This is a genomic window from Ferrovibrio sp. (assembly GCF_002796975.1).
Taxonomy (GTDB): Bacteria; Pseudomonadota; Alphaproteobacteria; order Ferrovibrionales; family Ferrovibrionaceae; genus Ferrovibrio.
This window is the reverse complement of sequence record NZ_PEKV01000002.1, coordinates 22,402-42,301: the sequence shown is the minus strand read 5'-3', so window position 1 is coordinate 42,301 and position 19,900 is coordinate 22,402. Positions and strand designations below refer to the sequence as shown.

Genomic DNA, 19,900 nt, shown 5'->3' with positions numbered 1-19,900 from the left:
TTTCGATGACTCTTCTTCTCACGGTTTTCTTCGCCTTGCTGCTTGGCGGGCTGCCGATCTTCATTGCACTGGCCGGCTCTTCTCTTGCCTATACCCATTTCTCAACCATGATTCCGGATTTTGTGGTGTTGCACCGCATTGCGGGAGGTGTCGATTCCTTCCCCCTGATCGCCGTACCGTTCTTCATCCTCGCCGGTAACCTGATGAACACGGCCGGCATCACCAACCGCATCTACGATTTCGCCACCGCCGCTGTGGGTTGGATGCATGGCGGTCTGGGGCATGTGAATGTGGTCGGCTCGGTGATCTTCGCCGGCATGTCAGGCACAGCCGTGGCGGACGCCGGTGGTCTTGGCACCATCGAGATCAAGGCAATGCGCGATCATGGCTATAACGATCAGTTCGCCGTTGGCATCACGGCCGCATCTTCCACGATCGGGCCGATCATTCCGCCCTCGCTGCCCATGGTGATCTTCGGCGTGATGGCGAATGTTTCGATCGGGCAGTTGTTCGCCGCCGGTTTCCTGCCCGGCCTGCTGATGGCCGCCTGCATGATGGTCTATGTCGCCTGGTATGCCTGGAAGCACAAAATCGGTGCCGATCAACGCTTCTACTGGGCCGTGCTGGGGCGCACCTTCATCGGCGCGATTCCCGCGCTGCTGACGCCAGCCATCATCATCGGTGGCATGGCTACCGGCGCCTTCACCCCGACGGAAGCGGCCATTGCCGCCTGCGCCTGGGCCCTGATTCTGGGGACGCTGCTGTACAAGTCCCTGAACTGGAAGCAGTTCTATCGGATTTCGATGGAAACCATCGAGACGACATCCAGCGTGCTGATCGTGGTTGGCGCCGCATCGCTCTTCGGTTGGGTCCTCACCACTACGCGCATCACCGATGAGTTGACCGAGGCGCTGCTCTCGCTCACCTCCGATCCGCTCATGCTGCTGCTGCTGATCAATGTCCTGCTGCTGATCGTTGGCTGTTTCATGGAGACCATCGCAGCGATTTCCATCCTTGTGCCGGTGCTGATGCCAGCCGTGCTGAAGGTCGGGATCGATCCCGTGCAGTTCGGCATCATCATGGTGCTCAACTTGATGATCGGCCTGCTGACGCCGCCCGTTGGTATGGTGTTGTTCGTGCTGTCGCGGGTGGCGAAGATGTCCTTCGACCGCACGGTGATGGCTGTGCTGCCATTCTTGATCCCGTTGCTCACGGTGCTCGTGCTGATCTCGATCTTCCCGCAGATCACGCTCTACCTGCCAACGCTCTGGTATCGATGAATGCGTACCTGTGGAATGTTTCTGTAATGTTCCGCAGCAGTGACCGCCAGCCGAACTCCTCCTCCTTGTCCGGCTGGCGGCATTGAAATCAATCAATTAGACGTTTTTACAAGTCTTTCGCCGCGCCCGGGCGCTTCCCCGCGGCAGGCGGTTGGCTATTGTAGGTATACATAAATTTGGAGGAACCCCAGCAATGACAACGGCAAAGGTCGCCCTGGTTACTGGCGCAGGCACGGGCATCGGCAAGGCATCGGCGATTGCGCTGGCCAAGGCCGGGTACAACGTGGTGCTGGCCGGCCGGCGCCTCGAAGCGCTCGATGCCACTGCGCGCGAGGCCGAGAAACACGGCGTGAAGGCGGTCGCTGTCGCCACCGATGTTGGCGATCACGCCCAGGTCAAGGCGCTGTTCGCCAAGACCAAGCAGGCTTTCGGGCGCCTCGACGTGCTGTTCAATAATGCGGGCATGGGTACCCCGGCGATGCCGCTGGAAGACCTCTCCTTCGAGCAGTGGAAGGCCGTGGTCGACGTGAACTTGACCGGTCCGTTCCTGTGCACGCAGGAGGCCTTCAGGATCATGAAGGACCAGGCGCCGCGCGGCGGCCGCATCATCAACAACGGCTCGATCTCGGCCTATGCGCCGCGGCCATTTTCATCGCCTTATACCTCGACCAAACATGCGATCAGCGGCCTGACCAAGGCCAGCTCACTGGACGGACGGGCCTATGACATCGCCGTCGGCCAGATCGATATCGGCAATGCCGCCACTGACATGACCGAGCGCATGAAGAACGGTGTGCCGCAGCCCGACGGCTCGATCCGGGTCGAACCGCGCATGGATGTCGAGCATGTCGCCAATGCGGTCGTCCATATGGCCAGCCTGCCGCTCGATGCCAATGTGCTGTTCATGACGGTGATGGCGACCAAGATGCCTTTCGTCGGTCGCGGCTGACGTCTGGATACCCGACTACGCCTTTTGAATAGCTAGGCGGCTTCCGGCCGAGCCTCTATGACAGGCGGCTCGGCGGCGGCGCGCCGCCTCGAGTCAGTGAAGGAGGGCAGGGTGAGCGATGCCATAACCCAGATGCGGGACCAGATTCGCAAACACCAGGAAGACAAGGCGCGGCTGGAAGGCGATCTGGCCACCCTGGCGAAAAAGCGGCCGGAACTCGACAAGCAGATCATGGCCGCCCAGGCCAAGCTTCGGGATGCCAAAGGGCCTGCGGTTCAGCAGATTCAAAACGAACTCCGGAATGCGAAGGAAGCTGTTCAGGGTGCTGCTGGTGGAATGCAGAGTTTGCGGGGAAAAATAGCGGAACTGACCGGAAAGATTGCAGAACTGGAGAAAAACATTAAAATCGTGGAAGATTTTATGCGGCCGAAGAAATAGGCTGCCGAAGGCATGAAAACAGGGGGCAGAGGGGCAGTATGAACCCCATGGAAGTAGAACGGATGCTGGCTCGCCACCGGGAGTGGCTGGCCAAGCGTCCCCGTGGTGCCCGCCTGAATCTCTCGCTGGCAGATTTGCAGGGTTATGATTTCAGCGGTGCCGATCTGCGTGCCGCCAAGATGTCCGGCGCCAATATGTCGCGTGCCGTGCTGGTTGAGACCAATCTGTCGGAAGCCGACCTGTTTGCCGCCAACCTGGAACGCGCCGACCTTTCCAAGGCCGACCTGACCAAGGCCGACCTGCGCGGCGCTTCGATGCGCGGTGCGACCCTGGCCGGCGCACGCCTGATGGGGGTCGATTTCCGCGGCGGCGCGCTGATGCAGGCCTCCGACAACGGCGTCGGTTTCGGCGGGCCGGACGGGCAGGGCAACAAGCCGAAGGCCAACACCTCGGGCGCCGATCTGGCCGAAGCCAATCTGCGCGGTTCGAACCTGACCGGTTCGAACATGAATGGGGTGAACCTGGCTGGTGCCAATCTTTCCCGCGCCAATCTGACGAAGGTTTCCCTGCGCAAGGCCAATCTGGCCGGGGCCGATTTCAAGGGTGCCTGCCTGCGCGGCGTCGATATGTCGCTGGCGCTGATCGACGGCGCTGATTTCCAGGGCGCTGACCTGAAGGGCGCGATTCTGGAAGACGTCGACATGGACTCCGCCAACTTCACGGGCGCCGAGTTGTTCGTCGACGTCGCCAGCTTCGGCGATACGGTCGCCAGTATCCTTCAGGAACATGAGAAGTGGATCAAGACGGACGGGCGCGAAGGCACACGTGCCGATCTCGCCGGTCTGAATATGGAACGCATTGATCTTTCCAATAAGGATCTCAGCGGCGCCAATCTGAAAGGCGCGAAGCTGGCCGGGGCCAAACTGCAGAATGCCACGCTGGTGATGACCGATCTTTCCGAAGCCGACCTGACCGGCGCGAATCTGATCGGTGCATTGGCCAACGGCGTCAATCTCGCTCGTGCGACCCTGCAGAAGGCGCTGCTGACGCGCGCTCAGCTTGGTCAGGTGCCATTACGCGGTCCGGACGGCAAGCCGATCGGTCGTTTCTGGTCGGCCAGTCTCGCTGCCGCCGATGCGAGCGATGCTGATTTCTCGGATGCGCTGCTGAAAGGTGCGAACCTGATCGACGCCAAACTCAATCGGGCCCGGCTGGTGAATGCCAACCTCACCGATGCGAAGATGGTGAATGCCGATTTGACTGGTGCCGATATGACCGGCGCCCAGGTTCCGTCGCAGGGCTGATGTTGCAGCAGGGCTGATCCGGCTTTGTCGGCCGGGCCAGCGTTTTCGCTCAGCTTTCCATATTGCGCGCGCGCTCAAGGCGCATGCGGCCGGCGTGGTCGATGGCCTCCTTGTAGGACTCAGGCGCCAGCGATGACAGCTTGTGGCTGAGATTGCGCGACATCTGCCATTCCTTGCGCGGGTCGTTCTTGCTGAGCAGCGCCTTCGAACTCAGGTTTGAAAGGATGCGCTCCCACAGCGTATCGGCACAAAGCGGCAGCCTGTTCTCGCCCAGCAGGCGATTGACCTTTTCCAGCAGCGGATCTGGTTTGGCCGGCATTTCCAGTTTGCCGGCGGACAGATCGGCCAGCGCAATCAGCGCTTCCGATAGGCCGGCACGCGGGCCCAGCAGATCCTGGATCAGGGTCGCGGAATCGATACAAGATGCCGCAATCTCATCAAGCAGGACAGCGGTGCCATGCATGGGGCGCTCGATCATGTCATTCAACGCGATATCCAGCCGTGCCGCAGTGCTTGACAGCGACTGCGTCACCTTCGTCGCCTGGAAGAAGAACATGAAACGCAGTTCGTCATCCTTCATGCGCTGTGATAGGCGCTCGTACAGACGCGCAAAATCATTGTTCTCGAAGGCCGGCAGATTCTTTTCAGCCAGCGCGTTGCGCGTATGCGACATCAGCTTGTCGAACAGCGCTTCCAGCTTCTTGCTGCGTTCAGCCTGGCCGGGCAGGCCCGGCTGGGTTTGCGCGCCAGCGATCGCATAAATGCCGGCGCGCATGAAGCTGCTCATGTCGTTCAGCTTGCGCTGATGCTGCGGCGAATGCAGCAATTCGATCGCAGTGGTATTCTGCTTGTCGAGGAATTCACGGAAGACGGTGCCCAGGCCTTTTGCGGACGGACGCTTGGCCAGGTCATAGATCGTCTCGCACACGGGGAACACGCCCTTGTAGGGACGCGTGGTCATTGTCTTGGGGCGAGCTGTGGCGACCTTGTTGAAGATTTCAGACTGGGTACCGAATCCGTCCGAACGCTCGCGCGACCGGAGTACCTTCACAGCCTGGAAATCCCCCATGTTCAGCAGGGCATTGGCCTGGGCAATGGCGTTCTTTTCCAGTTGCTCGTTGGCATGCTGGGTATTGCTGGATTGGCCCTCGAGCCGCTTGTCGAGCCGCCAGCGGCCATCAACCTGCACATAGATCTCGTAGGAATAAGCACGGGAGCCCGCGCCGAATATCGAACCGAAAACCATGACTTCCCACCCAACTCGCTTTGTATGTTTTGGTATGAATCGATCCTTGCCGTCAGAGACGGTTATTGCAAGGCGATTGTCACTCAGTCCTGCTTGTCGCGGCGCTGCTTCTCGGCGATAGCGCGCTGCTCAATAGTCTGTAATTGCTTGGCAAACCGCTCAAAAGCCTGGGACACCGAGAGTACGAACTGACGCTGCTGCGGTTCGGGCATTTCCAGCGCGGCCTCGGCGAATTTACGTGCCTGCTGGCGCGCAAGCCCGGCGGCATCGCGGAAGGCATCTACACGCACCTGTTCGAAGGTGGACAGGATGCAGTGCCGGGTGATGCTTTCTTCGACGGTCTTGAAAGAGGCTTCCTTGACCATGCCGTCCTTCAGCAGGTCGAAAACCAGCAGGGTCTCTTCGGAAATCCGGTTGATGATGCCATCGACCCGTTCGCGGTCGCGCGGGGTCGGGGCCAGGTCGGGGTCCGACGGCCGCTTATTGGAACGCTTGACGACGCTGGACCACATGACCCGGTGACGGCCCTTTCTGGCATCCGTCGGAATTACCTGCCCGCCGCCATAGTGCGACACAACCCCGAGGTGCGCCACGATTATTGCCGATAAATGGTTGCCCAAGGCTTAAGTCTTGGTAACTCCATTCCGGTTAGCGGAATGTTCCTCCGGAGCACATCTACGTGGACAAGAAAAAAGGCCCCGCAAGCGGGGCCTTTCTCCAGCCAGTGGCTAAGCCTGATCAGCCCTTCTTCGCCGGGGCTTTGGCGCGGCGCTGCTGTGTGCCTGCGATCATGAAGTTGTCGAAGGTATTCTCAGCAACACGGAACCAGGCAACCTGGTCGTTACGGAACGGCAGCCAGCTGTCATAGATCTTCTTGAACTTCGGATTCTTGGCAGCGGTTTCCGCATACAGTTCGTTGGCTTCCTTGAGGCAGGCTTCCATTACCGGGCGCGGGAAGGCGCGGAGCTGGGTGCCACCGGCGATCAGCTTCTTCAGAGCCGCCGGGTTGAGCGCGTCATACTTCGCGACCATCCAGACATTGGCTTCTGCGCAGGCCGCCTCGAGGACGTTCTGATACTCCTTCGGCAGCTTGTTCCACTGCTCGATGTTGACCATGACCGACAACTGCGGGCCGCCTTCCCACCAACCCGGATAGTAGTAGTACTTGGCGACCTTATTGAAGCCGAGCTTCTCGTCGTCATACGGACCGACCCACTCGGCCGCGTCGATGGTGCCCTTTTCCAGCGACGGATAGATGTCGCCACCGGCGATCTGCTGCGGCACCAGGCCCAGACGGGTCAGCACCTGGCCAGCGAAGCCACCGATACGCATCTTCAGACCCTTGATGTCCTCAACGGTCTTGATTTCCTTGCGGAACCAGCCGCCCATCTGCGCACCGGTATTGCCGGCCGGGATCGCATGGCAGTTATAGTCCTTGAAGAAGTCGTTCATCAGGGCGCGGCCGCCGCCATGATACATCCAGGCATTCTGCTGGCGGGCATTCAAGCCGAACGGGATCGAGGTGTCGAAGGCGAAAGTCGGATCCTTGCCGACATAGTAGTAGTTCGCGGTGTGGCCGCATTCGACCGTACCGGCCTGAACGGCATCCAGTACCTGCAGGCCGGGGACGATTTCACCGGAGGCGAAAACGCGGATCGAGAACTTGCCGCCCGTCGCGGCAGTCACGCGATTGGCGACGACTTCACCAGCACCGTAGATGGTGTCTAGGCTCTTGGGAAAGCTCGAAGCCATGCGCCATTTGATTTCGGGCATGCTCTGGGCCAGGGCAGGTGCCGGGAAACTGGCGGCAACACCGATGCTGCCGGCGCCGGCAAGGGCGGCGCCTTTGAGGAACTTACGTCTTTGCATTGTTTATCTTCTCCCTGTTTGACGGGCCGGACTCTACGGCCCGATTACCGACCGTCCTTACAGACTCGCGCTGCGTCAGACGATGGGGGGAGATTACGGGATCGGTTTAGTCAGAACAATGATTGATAGAAGAAAGCCCCGCAGAGCGGGGCTTTCTCTAATTCGTATACTGAAAGTCTTTAGGCTGTTGTATTAGCCCTTCTTGGCCTTCGCCTTGCTTTTGCGCTGGCTGGCGGCGGCCATGAAGTTGTCGAAGGTGCCTTCGGCAACGCGGAACCACAGCAGCTGGTCGTCGCGATACTTCACCCAGCTGTCGTAGATTTTCTTGAACTTCGGATTGTTCGCCGCGACTTCTGCGTAGACTTCATTCGCAGCATCGAAGCAGGCTTCCATCACCGCGCGCGGGAACGGACGCAGCTGCGTGCCGCTTGCCACCAGCTTCTTCAGGGCAACCGGATTCTGCGAGTCATACTTGCCGAGCATCCAGCTATTGCATTCAGCGCTGGCCGCTTCGATCGCAGCCTGGTACGGCTTCGGCAGGCTGGCCCACTGCTGATTGTTCACATACAGCGAAACCTGCGGACCGCCTTCCCACCAACCCGGATAGTAGTAGTACTTGGCGACCTTATTGAAGCCGAGCTTTTCATCGTCATACGGACCGACCCACTCGGCGGCGTCGATGGTGCCCTTTTCCAGCGCCGGATAGATGTCGCCACCAGCGAGCTGCTGCGGCACGACGCCCAGCTTGGTCAGGATCTGACCGGCGATGCCCGCGATGCGGAACTTCAGGCCCTTCAGATCTTCAACGGTCTTGATTTCCTTGCGGAACCAGCCACCCATCTGCGTGCCGGTGTTGCCGGCCGGGAAGTGGACGATGTTGTAGTCCTTCATGAACTCGCGCATCAGCTCGAGACCACCGCCATTGCGCATCCAGGAATTCTGCTGGCGCACGTTCAGGCCGAAGGGCAGGCAGGCGTCGAAGGCAAAGGTCGGATCCTTGCCGACATAGTAGTAGCTGACGCTGTAACCGCATTCGACGGTGCCGGCTTGCACGGCATCCAGCACCTGCAGACCCGGGACGATTTCGCCGGCGGCGAAAACACGGATCTGGAACTTGTTGTCGGTCAGTTCGGCAACGCGCTTGGCCAATTGCTCGCCACCGCCATGGATGGTGTCGAGGCTTTTCGGGAAGCTGGTGGGCATACGCCACTTGATTTCAGGCAGACTCTGCGCGATGGCGGGAGCCGCAAAGGTAGCAGCACCGACGCTGCCGGCACCGGCAAGCGCCGCGCCCTTCAGGAATTTACGACGAAGCATGGTTGGTCCTTCTCCCTAGCGTGTCTGTTGGCCGGTATTCCGGTCTGGGAATGAGGCAACAGGGACTGCATGTACACGGAGAATCCGTATACGGCTGGGGAAAATACCCCCCTAGGGAGGGCTAGGCAAGAAACCCGGGTCAGACAAAGGTGGGGACGGCGGGGGCCGGCTGGGGCACCGGGTCGGCCTCCTGGTCGAGGCGTCTCCAGCCCTCCTGGGTGAGCGCTTCGAGCGGCCGGAAGCGGCTTTTGTAGGCCATTTTCCGGCTCTCGGCGATCCAGTAGCCGAGATAGACATAAGGCATGCCCAGCTCGTAGGCATTCTGGATATGCCAGAGGATGATGAAGCTGCCGGGACTGCGGCTTTCGAAATCCGGGTCAAAATAGCTGTAAACCAGCGAGATTCCGTCATTCATCTCGTCGATCAGGCAGACCCCGAACAGGCGGCCGTCGGCATTGCGGAATTCGGTCAGGCCGCTGCGGACGGGACTGTCCTCAACCATGGCCCGATAGTCGGCGAATTCCATATCGGCCATGCCACCGCCGTCATGGCGGGCGGTCACATAGCGGCGGAAGACCTGATAGTGCTCGCGGGTCGCATAGGCAGGTAAGCGACGTGCCATGACGCCGCTGTTCCGGCGCAGCACGCGGCGCTGAGTTTGGTCGGGCTGGAAGTCGGCGGCCGGCACGCGCACCGGCACGCAGGCATTGCAGTTCTCGCAGGCGGGGCGATAGGCCAGATCCTGGCTGCGGCGAAAGCCGGCCTGGCTGAGTGCGTTATGCAGACCATCGGGATCGTCGCCGGCGAGCAGCGTGACAACCTTGCGCTCCAGCCGGCCTTGCAGATAGGGGCAGGGTGTAGGCGGCGTCGCAAAGAAGTGCCGCAAGGGTATCTGCAGGCGATGTTTCACGTCGCAGTCCGTCCGCGTGAGTGTCGTACTGAGATTAGCGTAATTGATCGACTTGGGGAGGGGGTAATCTGCGCTTTTCTCACGCGCGGCCAAGCCGGCGCACCACCATCGTGCCGCAGAGCTGATCGTGCAGACAGCGCCGGCGATTGCTGAACAGCGGCCAGAGCAGGATCAGGCCGCCGGTGAAGCTGGTTGTAACGTAAAACACCGCAGTATGCAGCAAAGCCTGGATATAGCCCGGTTTGCCGCCATTCCAGATTCGCACCTGCAACCCGAAGAGACGCATGCCCAGGGTTGCAGAGCCGGGTCCGCCGATGGTGAGGGTGTGATAGGCAACAGGAATGGCTGCCGCGAGCAGCACCAGCAACGGTGTCGCGAGGCCGAAAGTGATCACGGTGAAGAAGACCAACGCAACCTTGTACAACAGCAGCAGGCAGAGCAGGACGCAGAGGTCGACGACATAGGCAAGGCTGCGTCGCCACAACAACCCCTCGAACTGCGCCGGATCGGAAAACGGATCGACGACAGGAATGGCCGGGGGGGCAAGTTCGGATGACGGCTGCTGATCTGACACGATCAACGGCTCGGCATAACGCGAATCTGGCTGTTGCCATTCGGCCCGTTCAGACCCGGCGGCGGCGGCGGCGGCGGCGGCGGATTGCGCAGTGCACCGGGGGTGACCCGGCCAGGCGTGAAGCCGCCACGGCTGCCTGCGCCACCACGATTGCCACCACCGGCGTTGCTGTCAGGAGCAACCTTCGGCACATCGCTCAGCAACAGGATCGCGATGCGACGATTACGCGCATCGAGCGGATTGTCCTTGATCAGGGGATCCTGATCGGCGTTGCCGGTGACCTGCCGGATGCGCTCGGCCGGCACTCCGGCCTCGATCATGGCACGCCGTGCGGCATTCGCGCGATCAGCCGACAGTTCCCAGTTCGAATAGGCGCCCTGACCGCGGAACGGCTGGGCATCGGTATTGCCACTGATCGCCAGCTTGTTCGGTAGTTTGGACACCGCCTGCGCCACCTGCTGCATCAGTCGGCGCGTCTTGTCGCTCATTGCGGCGCTGCCCGAGGGGAACATGGACGATTGCTCCTCGTCGACCAGCTGGATGCGGAAGCCTTCCGGCGTATTGTCGAAGACGATCTGCTTGGACAACTCGGCCAGCTGGGGATTGTCCTGGATTGCCTGGCGGATCTGCGCTTCCAGTTCATGGAAGCTCTCCGCCTCAGCCTGCGCCACGCGTTCGCGCGCCGCCTGGGCGTCGATCTGCTGCAGATCGGTGATTTGTTCCGGACCGCCGCCGGTGCCGTCTTGATTCTGCTGACCGGCGCCGCGTTGCGCAGCTTCGGCCGGATCGGGGAAGCGGTCGCCCTGCGTGCCGGCAGCTGGAGGCGGCTGGCGAGCATCGGGATAGCGCTGGTCGTATTGCGGCTGGTCCGGCTGGTCACTTTTTTCCGACGACGGGCCGATCACGACGGTTGGCAGGCCGAAGCTGGAAATCTTGCCGCCGTCCTCCAGGATGGTGCGACCGCCCATCACGCCACCGGCACCCGACAGGCTGCGGCTGACCGAGGCAGGCGAGAAGTAGTCGGCGACACCTTTTTTCTGCTCGTCGGTGGTCACGTTCAGCAGCCACAGCAGCAGGAAGAAAGCCATCATCGCCGTCACGAAGTCGGCATAGGCCACCTTCCAGGCGCCACCATGTGCTGCATGGACGCCCTTCTTGATCTTCTTGACGATAATCGGGCGTTCGCCCTCGACACCGGCCATGTTTCAGAGCCCCGCGGTGATCACACCGACTGTACTTTGCTGGTGGCTTCTTCGACTTCGTAGAAGGTCGGACGCACATTCGACATCAGCGACTTGCGCGCAAACTCGACCGAGACGGCCGGCGCATAGCCTTGCAAGTGGGCCAGCAGACCGGCTTTCATGCACATCAGGTATTTGCTGTCGTGCTCCATGGTGGCCTTACAGGCAGCAGCGATCGGCGAGACGATACCATAGGACAGCAGAATGCCAAGGAAGGTGCCGACGAGGGCGCCGCCGATCAGTTTGCCCAGCACTTCTGGCGGTTCGCTGATCGCGCCCATGGTTTTGATAACGCCGAGCACCGCGGCCACGATGCCGAGTGCCGGGAAGCTTTCGCCGAAGGCGCTGAGCGCGGATTGCGCGAGGTGATCTTCCTGGTGATGGACCTCCAGTTCCATGTCCATCAGTGATTCCATCTCATGCGGGTTTTCGCTGCCAAGAGTCATCAGGCGCAGATAGTCGCAGAGGAAGTCCATAGTATGGTGATCGGCCATGAACTTGGGAAACTGAGTGAAGAGCTTGCTCTCTTCCGGTTTCTCAATGTGCTGTTCCAGTGCCAGCATGCCCTTGCTTTTGGCCAGCTTGAACGTGCTGTACAGCATCGACAGCAGTTCGAGGTAATCGTCCTTGCTGTATTTCGGGCCCTTGAAGGCGACCTTGAAGCCATTCAGCCCGGCCTTCAGCACCGGTTTCGGATTGCCGACGATGAAGGCGCCCACACCGGCGCCGCCGATGATGACCAGCTCGAACGGCTGAAACAGCACGGCGAGCTTGCCGCCCATGGCGACATAGCCGCCCAGCACGCAGCCCAGACCGACGATAGAGCCGATAATGATCAGCATTCAAAATCTCCATGCCCACGCCACAACAGCTCGCAGACGCGAATCCGGCCGGGCGCGCAACCAACCTTTTTTATCGTATGCGGGGGGTAAATAGAACCTTGAAAAGGGGTAATGGTTTACGCTGGAAAGGGTTGAATTGATCACTTTTCCGGCCCGCGACGGGCTATCGCGCCGTCAGACGCAGGCGCCCCAGCGCGCCGGTCTCGAAATCGGCCGGCCGCATCGACATCGGGATATACTCGACTGCTGCCCAGGGTATGGCGTAATCCCGGTAATGCGGCGAGAGAACATGGCCCGACTGGCCGGTGGAATGCATGAATTGCGACCGGTTCAGATCGGCGAGATCGTAGATCGCCCGCAGCGATGCGGCGTGCCGGTTGGCGAACGGATCCTTGTCGTTGGCGATATCGTTGCGGCCAACATTCACCGTAAAGGCGTCGCCGCCGGTAGGAACGCTGACTTCGAAGAAGCGCCGCAACACGGCGATGTTACTGAAAGGCCGGTGTGTGCCCCGTGCTGCATGGGCTTCGCCCCAGCGCCAGCGCGCCATATCTGATCCGTAGCGTGTCTTGAGATCGTCAAGGGCGCGATCCAGGGCCTCGGCCACCAGTTCTGCGCAGGATGTGGTCGCGCCGGTCGCCTGGTTGGCACACCAGCGGCTTTGGCCATTCTGGTTTGTCAGGATGTTCCTGATCAGGATTGGCCGGAAGCGCCACAGCGGCTGGAAGGCATCGCCCAGCTCGTCGGCGAGGATCAACCGGGTGAGTTCGCGATACCAGGCCTGGAAAATCAGGGGCTCGGCGCGATTGATCGACATGTTGCCGTCCCATGAGGCCAGCAGGGCGTGGCTGCCTGCCAGTTCGCTGTTACGCGGCAGGTTTTTCGGCGGCACCGCCAGCAGGAGCGGCAGAATCTCGCTCACCATCGGCGACATCGTGTCGCCCTGCAGCTGCTTGAAGCTCTCCACCGAGTGGACGTTGCGTTCCTTCAGCAGCTGCTCGATGCGGCGGGCGCGATAGGGCTCGGCCCAGTCAGCGGTGATGAAATAGGGATAATTGTCGGGCACGATCTTGTTGTTGGCCGTCACGATGATGCCGCGCGGCGGGTTGTAACTGCGCGGCAGTTGCTCGAACGGGATGAAGCCGTTCCAGTCATAGCGCGCATCCCAGCCCGGTGCGGGTGCAAGACCCTTTAGGTCGTTGTCGGCCCGGCGGATCGGGATCAGGCCGGGCGCGACGAAGCCGATATTGCCCTCGCGATCGGCGTAGACGATGTTCTGCTGCGGCGTCACGAAACGCTTCAGATTGTCGTTGAAACCGTTCCAGTCGGTGATGCTGTCGAGGCCGAGCAGGGCGTCGGCGGTGGTGTCTTCATCCAGAAGCGCCGTCCACGCAAAGGAGAGGACATAGCCGGCCTCCAGTTGCTGGCGCGCGCCATCATGCACATCGGAGATCACCGGGCCATGGCGTGTTTCGCGCACGGTGATGACGACATCTTCGCCGCTGCGCTGTTTGATGGTTTCCTGCCGCGTGACGAAAGCGGCCGAGCCATTCGGCGTGACGTATTGCGTCGGATCGGCCGGATCGATCTTCTCGATATAAAGATCCTGGGTATCCGGACCGGTGTTGGTGAATCCCCAGGCAACGCGGCCGTTATGGCCCAGTACCACGCCCGGCACGCCGGGCAGAGTGGCGCCGATAGCGGAGCCAGCCGGTGACGCCATATGTGCGAAATACCACAGCGCCGGCGTCGCGAGGCCAAGATGCGGATCGTTGGCCAGCAGCGGCTGGCCGGTGACCGTGTGTTTGCCGTTGATGACCCAGTTGTTGGAACCGACACCTTCCGGACGCTCGGGCGGCAGGATTTCGAGCAGGCGCTCGACATCGACGGCAGTTGCGACCTTGCGATAGAGTTCCGACATCTCTGCCAGTGCCACCGGACCGTCGCCGGGATAGGGCGGATAGAATTCTTCGATCTGTTGCTTGGTCAGGCGTTTCGACAGACCGAGCGTGGCAAGTTCGCGGCCCCAGTTGCCGCCCAGATCCCAGGCCATCATCTTCAGCCAGCCGAGCGAGTCTGCCGGTGTCCAAGGTTCGGGTGTGACGTCGAAGATCAGGAATTCCGGCGGCAGCGGACCGTTCCGGCTTGCAAGGAATGCATTCACGCCATCGGCATAAGCCTGCAGTGTTGTCTGTGTTTCCGGCTTGAGATGCGCGAAAGCGGTGACGGCCTTGCGCCGGATGCCGAGCGTGCGGATGAACTTGTCGGTGTTGAGCGTGGCAGTGCCAAAAAGCTCCGACAGTCGGCCGGCGGCGACGCGCCGCTGTACCTCCATCTGCCACAGGCGGTCCTGCACATGGGCATAGCCGAGGCCGAAAGCAGCATCGTTGCGGCTGGCGGCGCGGATATGTGCCACGGCATTGCGGTCGCGCAGGATTTCGACCGGGCCGGACAGCGTCTGCCCGACTTTCACTTCACCATTGAAGACCGGCAGCGAAAGATGGGCAACGACATAACTGCCGCCGGCGGCAAGGCCTAAAAGCACAAACAGAAGAACGATTAATCTGACAATCCAGCGCATGCGATCCCGACCAACCAGTACCGGCGATCAGGCTTAACAGATTTGACAGCGATTTGCAGGTTCGAATCACCCCACGACCGTAAGGACACGGCCATGAAATGCACTCAGACTACCAACAGGTCAGGCTTCGGCGACCGGCTTGCCGCCAGTGGGTACGCCCTGCAGGCTGCTGAATGCAGTTGCCGAAGCTGCGGCCACCTGCGGAGCGGGGGGCGCGGTATTCGGCGCAGGCACGCCGTTGGCGCGATCCTCGGCGCTGCCGATGATCCGAGGCTGCGGTGCAGCTGTGTCCTGCTGCCGGCTGGGGGGCTCGGGCAGGTTCTGCTGATACTCGCGCACAGCACGCGGGCTCGGATACTGCTGCTGCACTTCACCGGTTTCGCTGTTGCGAATTTCGACAATGGCGAGGCGCGCCGTGATGTCGAAGCGGATAAAGGGGCTGACGAAGACAGCGACGTTTGCAGATGGGGCGGAGACCTGAACCTCTTCCCTTGGCGCGTTTTCAGAACGCGCAACGACAGCCGCATCCTTGGTGGTTGCAGCTGCAGAAGCCAAATCATTTAATCGGGCAGTATTGCGGCCATTCGCGCCGCCACTGCCCGACGCGGCAACAGTGCCGAGGATGTCGAGCGGCATGATGGGTTTCTCCCACGCCAAATACAGCAACGTCATTCTTTATTTACCTTGTTTTTCCGATGCTTGCAAGCAGTAATTGTACCCGATAGGCCGCCAATCGCTATAAGAGCGTTAACGAGGCGATTGCCCGGGCGAGAAGCTTGGTGCAAACTGCCGCCGCTGCGGCAGTTAACCTTAACTGCTTATGATTCTTGGACTTTAGGGGGAAACGATGGCGAAAGTGGCGTTTATTGGCCTGGGCGTGATGGGCTATCCGATGGCCGGACACCTGGTGAAGGCCGGCCATGCGGTGACGGTCTGGAACCGTTCGGCCGAGAAGGCCGACAAGTGGGTCGCCCAGCACAAGGGCCAGAAAGGCGCCACCCCTAAGGCCGCCGCCGCCGGCGCCGAACTGGTCATGGCCTGCGTCGGCAATGACGATGACCTTCGTTCGGTGACTTACGGTGATACCGGTATCCTTGCCGGCCTGGCCAAGGGCGCGATCTTTGTCGATCACACCACGGCGTCGGCCGATGTGGCCCGCGAGATTGGCGAGAAGGCGAAGGCCAGTGGACAGGGCTTCATCGACGCGCCGGTCTCGGGCGGTCAGGCCGGTGCCGAGAACGGCCAGCTCACCATCATGTGCGGCGGTGACGCGGCGACCTACGAGAAGGTCAAGCCGGTGATTCAGGCCTATGCAAAGATGCAGAACCTGATGGGTCCGACCGGCAGCGGCCAACTCACCAAGATGATGAACCAGATCTGCATCGCCGGTCTGGTGCAGGGCCTGGCTGAAGCGCTGGCTTTCGGCCGCGCCTCGGGTTTGGACCTGACAAAGGCGGTGGAAGTGATCTCCAAGGGCGCCGCCGGCTCGTGGCAGATGGACAACCGCCACAAGACGATGATCGAGGGCAAGTTCGATTACGGCTTCGCCGTCGACTGGATGCGCAAGGATCTCGGCATCTGTCTGGCCGAAGCACGGCGCAACGGCGCCAGTCTGCCGGTGGCTGCGCTGGTTGACCAGTTCTACGCCGAAGTGCAGCAGATGGGCGGTAACCGCTGGGATACATCCAGCCTGATCGCCCGCCTCGAAGCGACCAAGACGGCGAAGAAATTCTGATTGTGACGAGAGCCGGGCAGCAGCTAGTGAAGGCTGCTCGCCCGGCTACTTCTTTTCTTCGGCGATCATACGCGCAATGTCGCGTGCAAAATACGTCAGCACGCCATCGCAGCCGGCGCGCTTGAACGACAGCAGGCTTTCCCAGGCCACTTTCGCGCGATCCAGCCAGCCGCGCTCCGCAGCGCCAGCCAGCATCGAATACTCGCCCGAGACCTGGTAGGCGTAGGTCGGCCGGCCGAAGGTGGATTTCACCCGCCAGCAGATGTCAAGATAAGGCATACCCGGCTTGACCATCACCATGTCGGCGCCTTCGGCGATATCGAGCGCCACTTCGCGCAGCGCTTCATCGCCATTGGCCGGATTCATCTGGTAGGTACGCTTGTCGCCGACGCCCAGATTGACCGACGAGCCGACGGCATCGCGGAACGGGCCGTAGAAGGCGGAGGCGTATTTCGCTGCATAAGCCATGATCTGTGCGTGTTTGAAGCCTTCACGCTCGAAGGCCTGGCGGATCGCGCCGATGCGGCCGTCCATCATGTCGGAGGGCGCGGTGATGTCGCAGCCGGCCTTCACCTGCACGACAGCCTGCTGTACCAGCATCGCAACTGTTTCGTCGTTCAGGATTTCGCCGTCCTTCAGCAGGCCGTCATGGCCATGGCTGGTATAGGGATCGAGCGCAACGTCGCATAGTATGCCGAGATTCTTCGTTGCGGCCTTCACGGCGCGAACAGTGCGACAGACCACGTTGTCGGGATTGAGCGCCTCGCGACCATCCTCGGTCTTCAGCTTCGGATCTGTGGCGGGGAACAGGGCAATGGCTGGAATGCCAAGCGCTTCGGCTTCCTTCGCGGCTCCCACCGCATTGTCGATGCTCAGACGCTCGACGCCCGGCATGGACGGGATCGGTGCGTTGCCGGCTGCATCATGCACGAAGATCGGCCAGATCAGGTCGTTGACGCTGAGGCTGTTCTCGGCGACGAGGCGGCGAGTCCAGTCGGTGCGGCGCAGGCGGCGAGGCCGCGCCAGGGGAAATTGCGGCAGGGGCGGTACAGCGGTGTCGGTCATTCAGAAAGCTTTATCAAACCGCTCCTGAAACGCAATCCAGACCCAGGGAGAAGTGCCCAGAATTCTGCCCAGCCGCATGGCCAGGCCGGAGGAAATCGGCCGCTCGCCGGCCAGAACCTGCCGCAGCAGCTTGTGTGGAATATGGGCTTCGCGGGTGAAATGCTCGGGATCGCTGCCGCGGGCGACGATGGCCCGTTCGAGCAGAATGCCAGGATGGATCGGCAGCATCGCATCACCTCGCGCATCGAACCGTGTTTTTCGATTCTCGCGCGACAGTGGTTAATGCCCCGTAACACCGTCGGAATACTTCTCCGCCTTACTTCTCGTGGGGCTTGCGGCCCGCGAGGCGGTCGAACTGCTTCACTAGATCGGCGATGTCGGCTTCGATCGGGCGCGGCGGCAGCATGGTGACAGCGTCATTGGCAGGCGGCGGGGCCGCTGGTTGCGCCGGCTCCTGCAGCGCCAGCTTTGCAGTGAGTTCGACATCCTCGCGGCAACGGACGGTGAACCAGAAGGTCGAGCCTTCGCCCGGCGCACTGATCACGCCGATCTCGCCGCCCATCAGATGCACCAGATGCTTGCAGATCGTCAGGCCGAGGCCGGTGCCGCCATAACGGCGCGTCATCGAGATGTCTGCCTGCGTGAAAGGCTCGAAGAGGGTGAGCTGCTGCTCGGCGGCGATTCCGATGCCGGTATCGCGGATGGCACAATGCAGCATGAAGTCGCCGTTCTGCAGCCCTGTGGCAGTGATTGTGACCGTCACGGTGCCTTTCTCGGTAAACTTGACGGCGTTACCGATCAGGTTGGTGAGAATCTGGCGCAGACGCAGTGGATCGCCGATCACATGTTCGGGCACGGTTTCCGCTACATCCAGGATCAGCTGGTTGCCGCTTTCGCGGGCACGCGGGGTGAGCAGGGCGACGATGCTGTCGATGGTCGGGCGCAGGTCGAAGTCGATCGCCTCGATCTGCAGCTTGCCGGCTTCCAGCTTGGAGACATCGAGAATATCGTCGATCAGGCCGAGAAGGTCGCGCGCCGACTGGTGCGCCACCTCGGAATAGCGTTTCAGCGCCGGCTCGATGTCGCTGCGGTTCAGCAGGCTGAGCATGCCCAGCACGCCATTCATGGGTGTGCGGATTTCATGGCTCATCATCGCCAGGAAGTTGGACTTGGTCTTGTTGGCGGTTTCGGCCGCATCCCTGGCCGTGGCCAGCGCCTGCGCGGTTTCCGCCAATTTAACCGACTGCTCTTCCAGCATCTGGCGCTGCAGTTCCAGTTCGTTCATCTGGCGCCGAATCTGGTCGACGTCCTCCAGGCTGCCGATCAACCGGGAGGCGCGGCCATTCGCCGTATAGCTCGGTTCGGCACGGGCCAGCACCCAGATATAAACGCCATCGCTGCGCCGGATACGGAATTCCGCCTCGTAGGTGCGCCGCTGCTTCAGCGCCGAGTTTACCCGATGACGAACCATGTCTCGGTCGTCGGGATGCATCAGCTCGGTGAAGGCATCGATGGTGGTGCGTGAGGATAACAGGGTGCTGTCGTTGCTGTCCTGCAGATAGTTCGCGACGATCAGAAGCTCGCCGGACAGCAGATCCCAGTCCCAGATGCCGAGCCGGCTGCTGCGGGCTGCCGCTTCGAACAGGTCGTTGCTGGCCTGCAGGGCGGCGCGTGCCGCCGCCATGGCGCGCTGCTGCACCATCACGCGCACCGCCAGAGCAATCAGCCCGGCAATCATGTAGGTGGCAACCAGGCAGGCCATGAAGGACAGCGTGGCAACCAGCGGCAACGTCGTGCTTGCACTGTTGGCCTGCCACAGCACAAATGATGCCAGAATGCCGCCGAGCAGCACAACGACCTGCCCGATCAGCAGGGGCAGCGGCGCGATCTGCGAAGAAGGGTGGAAGGTGCGCGCGGCACAGGCGGCGCCCAGCAGCAGCAGTACGATGGCCCCATCGGGCAGGGCGGCGGAATGGGTGGTCCAGGCGCCGGTTTGCGGCAACAGGTCGAGCGCGCCGATCGAGAGCGTGATCGACAGCGCCACCAGTGTCATGGCGATCGACCAGCCGAGCGGCACATTGCCGACCGTGGCGCGGCGCGAGGCCGGCACATACAGCCGCGCTGCCGTCAGCAGCGCACCGATGCAGAGCACCGGCCCCATGCTGCCGCTCCACAGCGTGGCGAATGTCGGTGCCGATGTGGTCTCGGCAGCCTGGGTCAGACTGCCATGCAGGATATAGTTGCCCAGCCCGGCGACGCTGAGGCAGGCCAGCGCCAGTGCCAGCAGGCGCGAGACCGGCGCTGCCGTGTCGCGCAGCAGCAGGGACAATCCGGCCAAGGCTGCCACAGCGGCCACATCGGCATGGAAAGGCGGTGCGCCGGGAAGCCAGGCGATGGTCATGATGCCGGTGAACAGCGGCGCGCCGGCCAGCAGCACGGTCAGGCCGATCAGAAGGCCGGCAAGTCCATAGGACAAGTTGCGCAAAGGCCAGCCGATGCCGGTTTCGGCATTTGGTTGTCGCTTGGAACTAAGGGACAGCATGGGCGGC

The 19,900-nt window shown here is 61.6% G+C and carries 18 protein-coding genes; 5 read left to right on the top strand and 13 right to left on the bottom strand.

Annotation, left to right across the window (positions count from 1 at the left end):
• The first annotated feature begins 5 nt into the window (after positions 1-5).
• The 4 genes from CTR53_RS00840 (at position 6) to CTR53_RS00825 (ending at position 3,971) form a co-directional block, all read left to right on the top strand.
• On the top strand, positions 6-1,280 hold the full coding sequence (locus tag CTR53_RS00840) for a TRAP transporter large permease (protein ID WP_290808419.1): 1,275 nt from the start codon (positions 6-8) through the stop codon (positions 1,278-1,280).
• Between the two features lie 193 nt (positions 1,281-1,473).
• Positions 1,474-2,229, top strand: a complete 756-nt coding sequence (locus tag CTR53_RS00835; RefSeq protein ID WP_290808415.1) for an SDR family oxidoreductase — start codon at positions 1,474-1,476, stop codon at positions 2,227-2,229.
• A 111-nt stretch (positions 2,230-2,340) separates the two neighbouring features.
• Positions 2,341-2,667: a hypothetical protein gene (locus tag CTR53_RS00830; protein WP_290808412.1), complete on the top strand. Its 327-nt coding sequence runs from the start codon at positions 2,341-2,343 to the stop codon at positions 2,665-2,667.
• 62 nt (positions 2,668-2,729) lie between these two features.
• Positions 2,730-3,971: a pentapeptide repeat-containing protein gene (locus CTR53_RS00825; protein ID WP_290808409.1), complete on the top strand. Its 1,242-nt coding sequence runs from the start codon at positions 2,730-2,732 to the stop codon at positions 3,969-3,971.
• A 49-nt stretch (positions 3,972-4,020) separates the two neighbouring features.
• Here CTR53_RS00825 and CTR53_RS00820 read toward each other — a convergent pair whose 3' ends face one another.
• The 10 genes from CTR53_RS00820 to CTR53_RS00775 form a co-directional block, all read right to left on the bottom strand.
• A complete protein-coding gene (locus tag CTR53_RS00820) occupies positions 4,021-5,217 on the bottom strand; it encodes a hypothetical protein (protein ID WP_290808406.1) in 1,197 nt (398 codons plus the stop codon).
• A gap of 83 nt (positions 5,218-5,300) precedes the next feature.
• Entirely contained in the window at positions 5,301-5,837 is a 537-nt protein-coding gene (locus CTR53_RS00815; protein WP_290808403.1) for a hypothetical protein, read from the bottom strand.
• A 118-nt stretch (positions 5,838-5,955) separates the two neighbouring features.
• A complete protein-coding gene (locus CTR53_RS00810; protein WP_290808400.1) occupies positions 5,956-7,086 on the bottom strand; it encodes a TRAP transporter substrate-binding protein in 1,131 nt (376 codons plus the stop codon).
• Positions 7,087-7,278: 192 nt separating this feature from the next.
• Positions 7,279-8,403 (bottom strand): TRAP transporter substrate-binding protein, encoded by a 1,125-nt coding sequence (locus CTR53_RS00805; RefSeq protein WP_290808397.1) that lies wholly within the window; start codon positions 8,401-8,403, stop codon positions 7,279-7,281.
• A gap of 139 nt (positions 8,404-8,542) precedes the next feature.
• On the bottom strand, positions 8,543-9,313 hold the full coding sequence (locus CTR53_RS00800; RefSeq protein WP_290808394.1) for an arginyltransferase: 771 nt from the start codon (positions 9,311-9,313) through the stop codon (positions 8,543-8,545).
• A gap of 79 nt (positions 9,314-9,392) precedes the next feature.
• Positions 9,393-9,887, bottom strand: a complete 495-nt coding sequence (locus tag CTR53_RS00795; RefSeq protein WP_290808391.1) for an RDD family protein — start codon at positions 9,885-9,887, stop codon at positions 9,393-9,395.
• 2 nt (positions 9,888-9,889) lie between these two features.
• Positions 9,890-11,089 carry a flagellar motor protein MotB gene (locus CTR53_RS00790; RefSeq protein ID WP_290808388.1) on the bottom strand — a complete coding sequence of 400 codons (1,200 nt, stop codon included), beginning with the start codon at positions 11,087-11,089 and terminating at the stop codon, positions 9,890-9,892.
• Between the two features lie 20 nt (positions 11,090-11,109).
• Positions 11,110-11,970, bottom strand: a complete 861-nt coding sequence (gene motA / locus CTR53_RS00785) for a flagellar motor stator protein MotA (RefSeq protein WP_290808385.1) — start codon at positions 11,968-11,970, stop codon at positions 11,110-11,112.
• A gap of 163 nt (positions 11,971-12,133) precedes the next feature.
• Positions 12,134-14,551, bottom strand: coding sequence for a penicillin acylase family protein (locus tag CTR53_RS00780; RefSeq protein WP_290808382.1), 2,418 nt, complete (start codon positions 14,549-14,551; stop codon positions 12,134-12,136).
• A gap of 120 nt (positions 14,552-14,671) precedes the next feature.
• Positions 14,672-15,223, bottom strand: coding sequence for a hypothetical protein (locus CTR53_RS00775; RefSeq protein WP_290808380.1), 552 nt, complete (start codon positions 15,221-15,223; stop codon positions 14,672-14,674).
• A gap of 175 nt (positions 15,224-15,398) precedes the next feature.
• Here CTR53_RS00775 and CTR53_RS00770 point away from each other — a divergent pair, with 175 nt between their 5' ends.
• Positions 15,399-16,286: an NAD(P)-dependent oxidoreductase gene (locus CTR53_RS00770; protein WP_290808377.1), complete on the top strand. Its 888-nt coding sequence runs from the start codon at positions 15,399-15,401 to the stop codon at positions 16,284-16,286.
• Between the two features lie 45 nt (positions 16,287-16,331).
• Here CTR53_RS00770 and hemB read toward each other — a convergent pair whose 3' ends face one another.
• From hemB to CTR53_RS00755, 3 genes are all read right to left on the bottom strand, one after another.
• On the bottom strand, positions 16,332-17,351 hold the full coding sequence (hemB, locus tag CTR53_RS00765) for a porphobilinogen synthase (RefSeq protein WP_290808374.1): 1,020 nt from the start codon (positions 17,349-17,351) through the stop codon (positions 16,332-16,334).
• Positions 17,352-17,579 (bottom strand): hypothetical protein, encoded by a 228-nt coding sequence (locus CTR53_RS00760; RefSeq protein WP_290808371.1) that lies wholly within the window; start codon positions 17,577-17,579, stop codon positions 17,352-17,354.
• A gap of 88 nt (positions 17,580-17,667) precedes the next feature.
• Positions 17,668-19,893, bottom strand: coding sequence for a PAS domain-containing hybrid sensor histidine kinase/response regulator (locus tag CTR53_RS00755; RefSeq protein ID WP_290808368.1), 2,226 nt, complete (start codon positions 19,891-19,893; stop codon positions 17,668-17,670).
• Between the last annotated feature and the right edge of the window lie 7 nt (positions 19,894-19,900).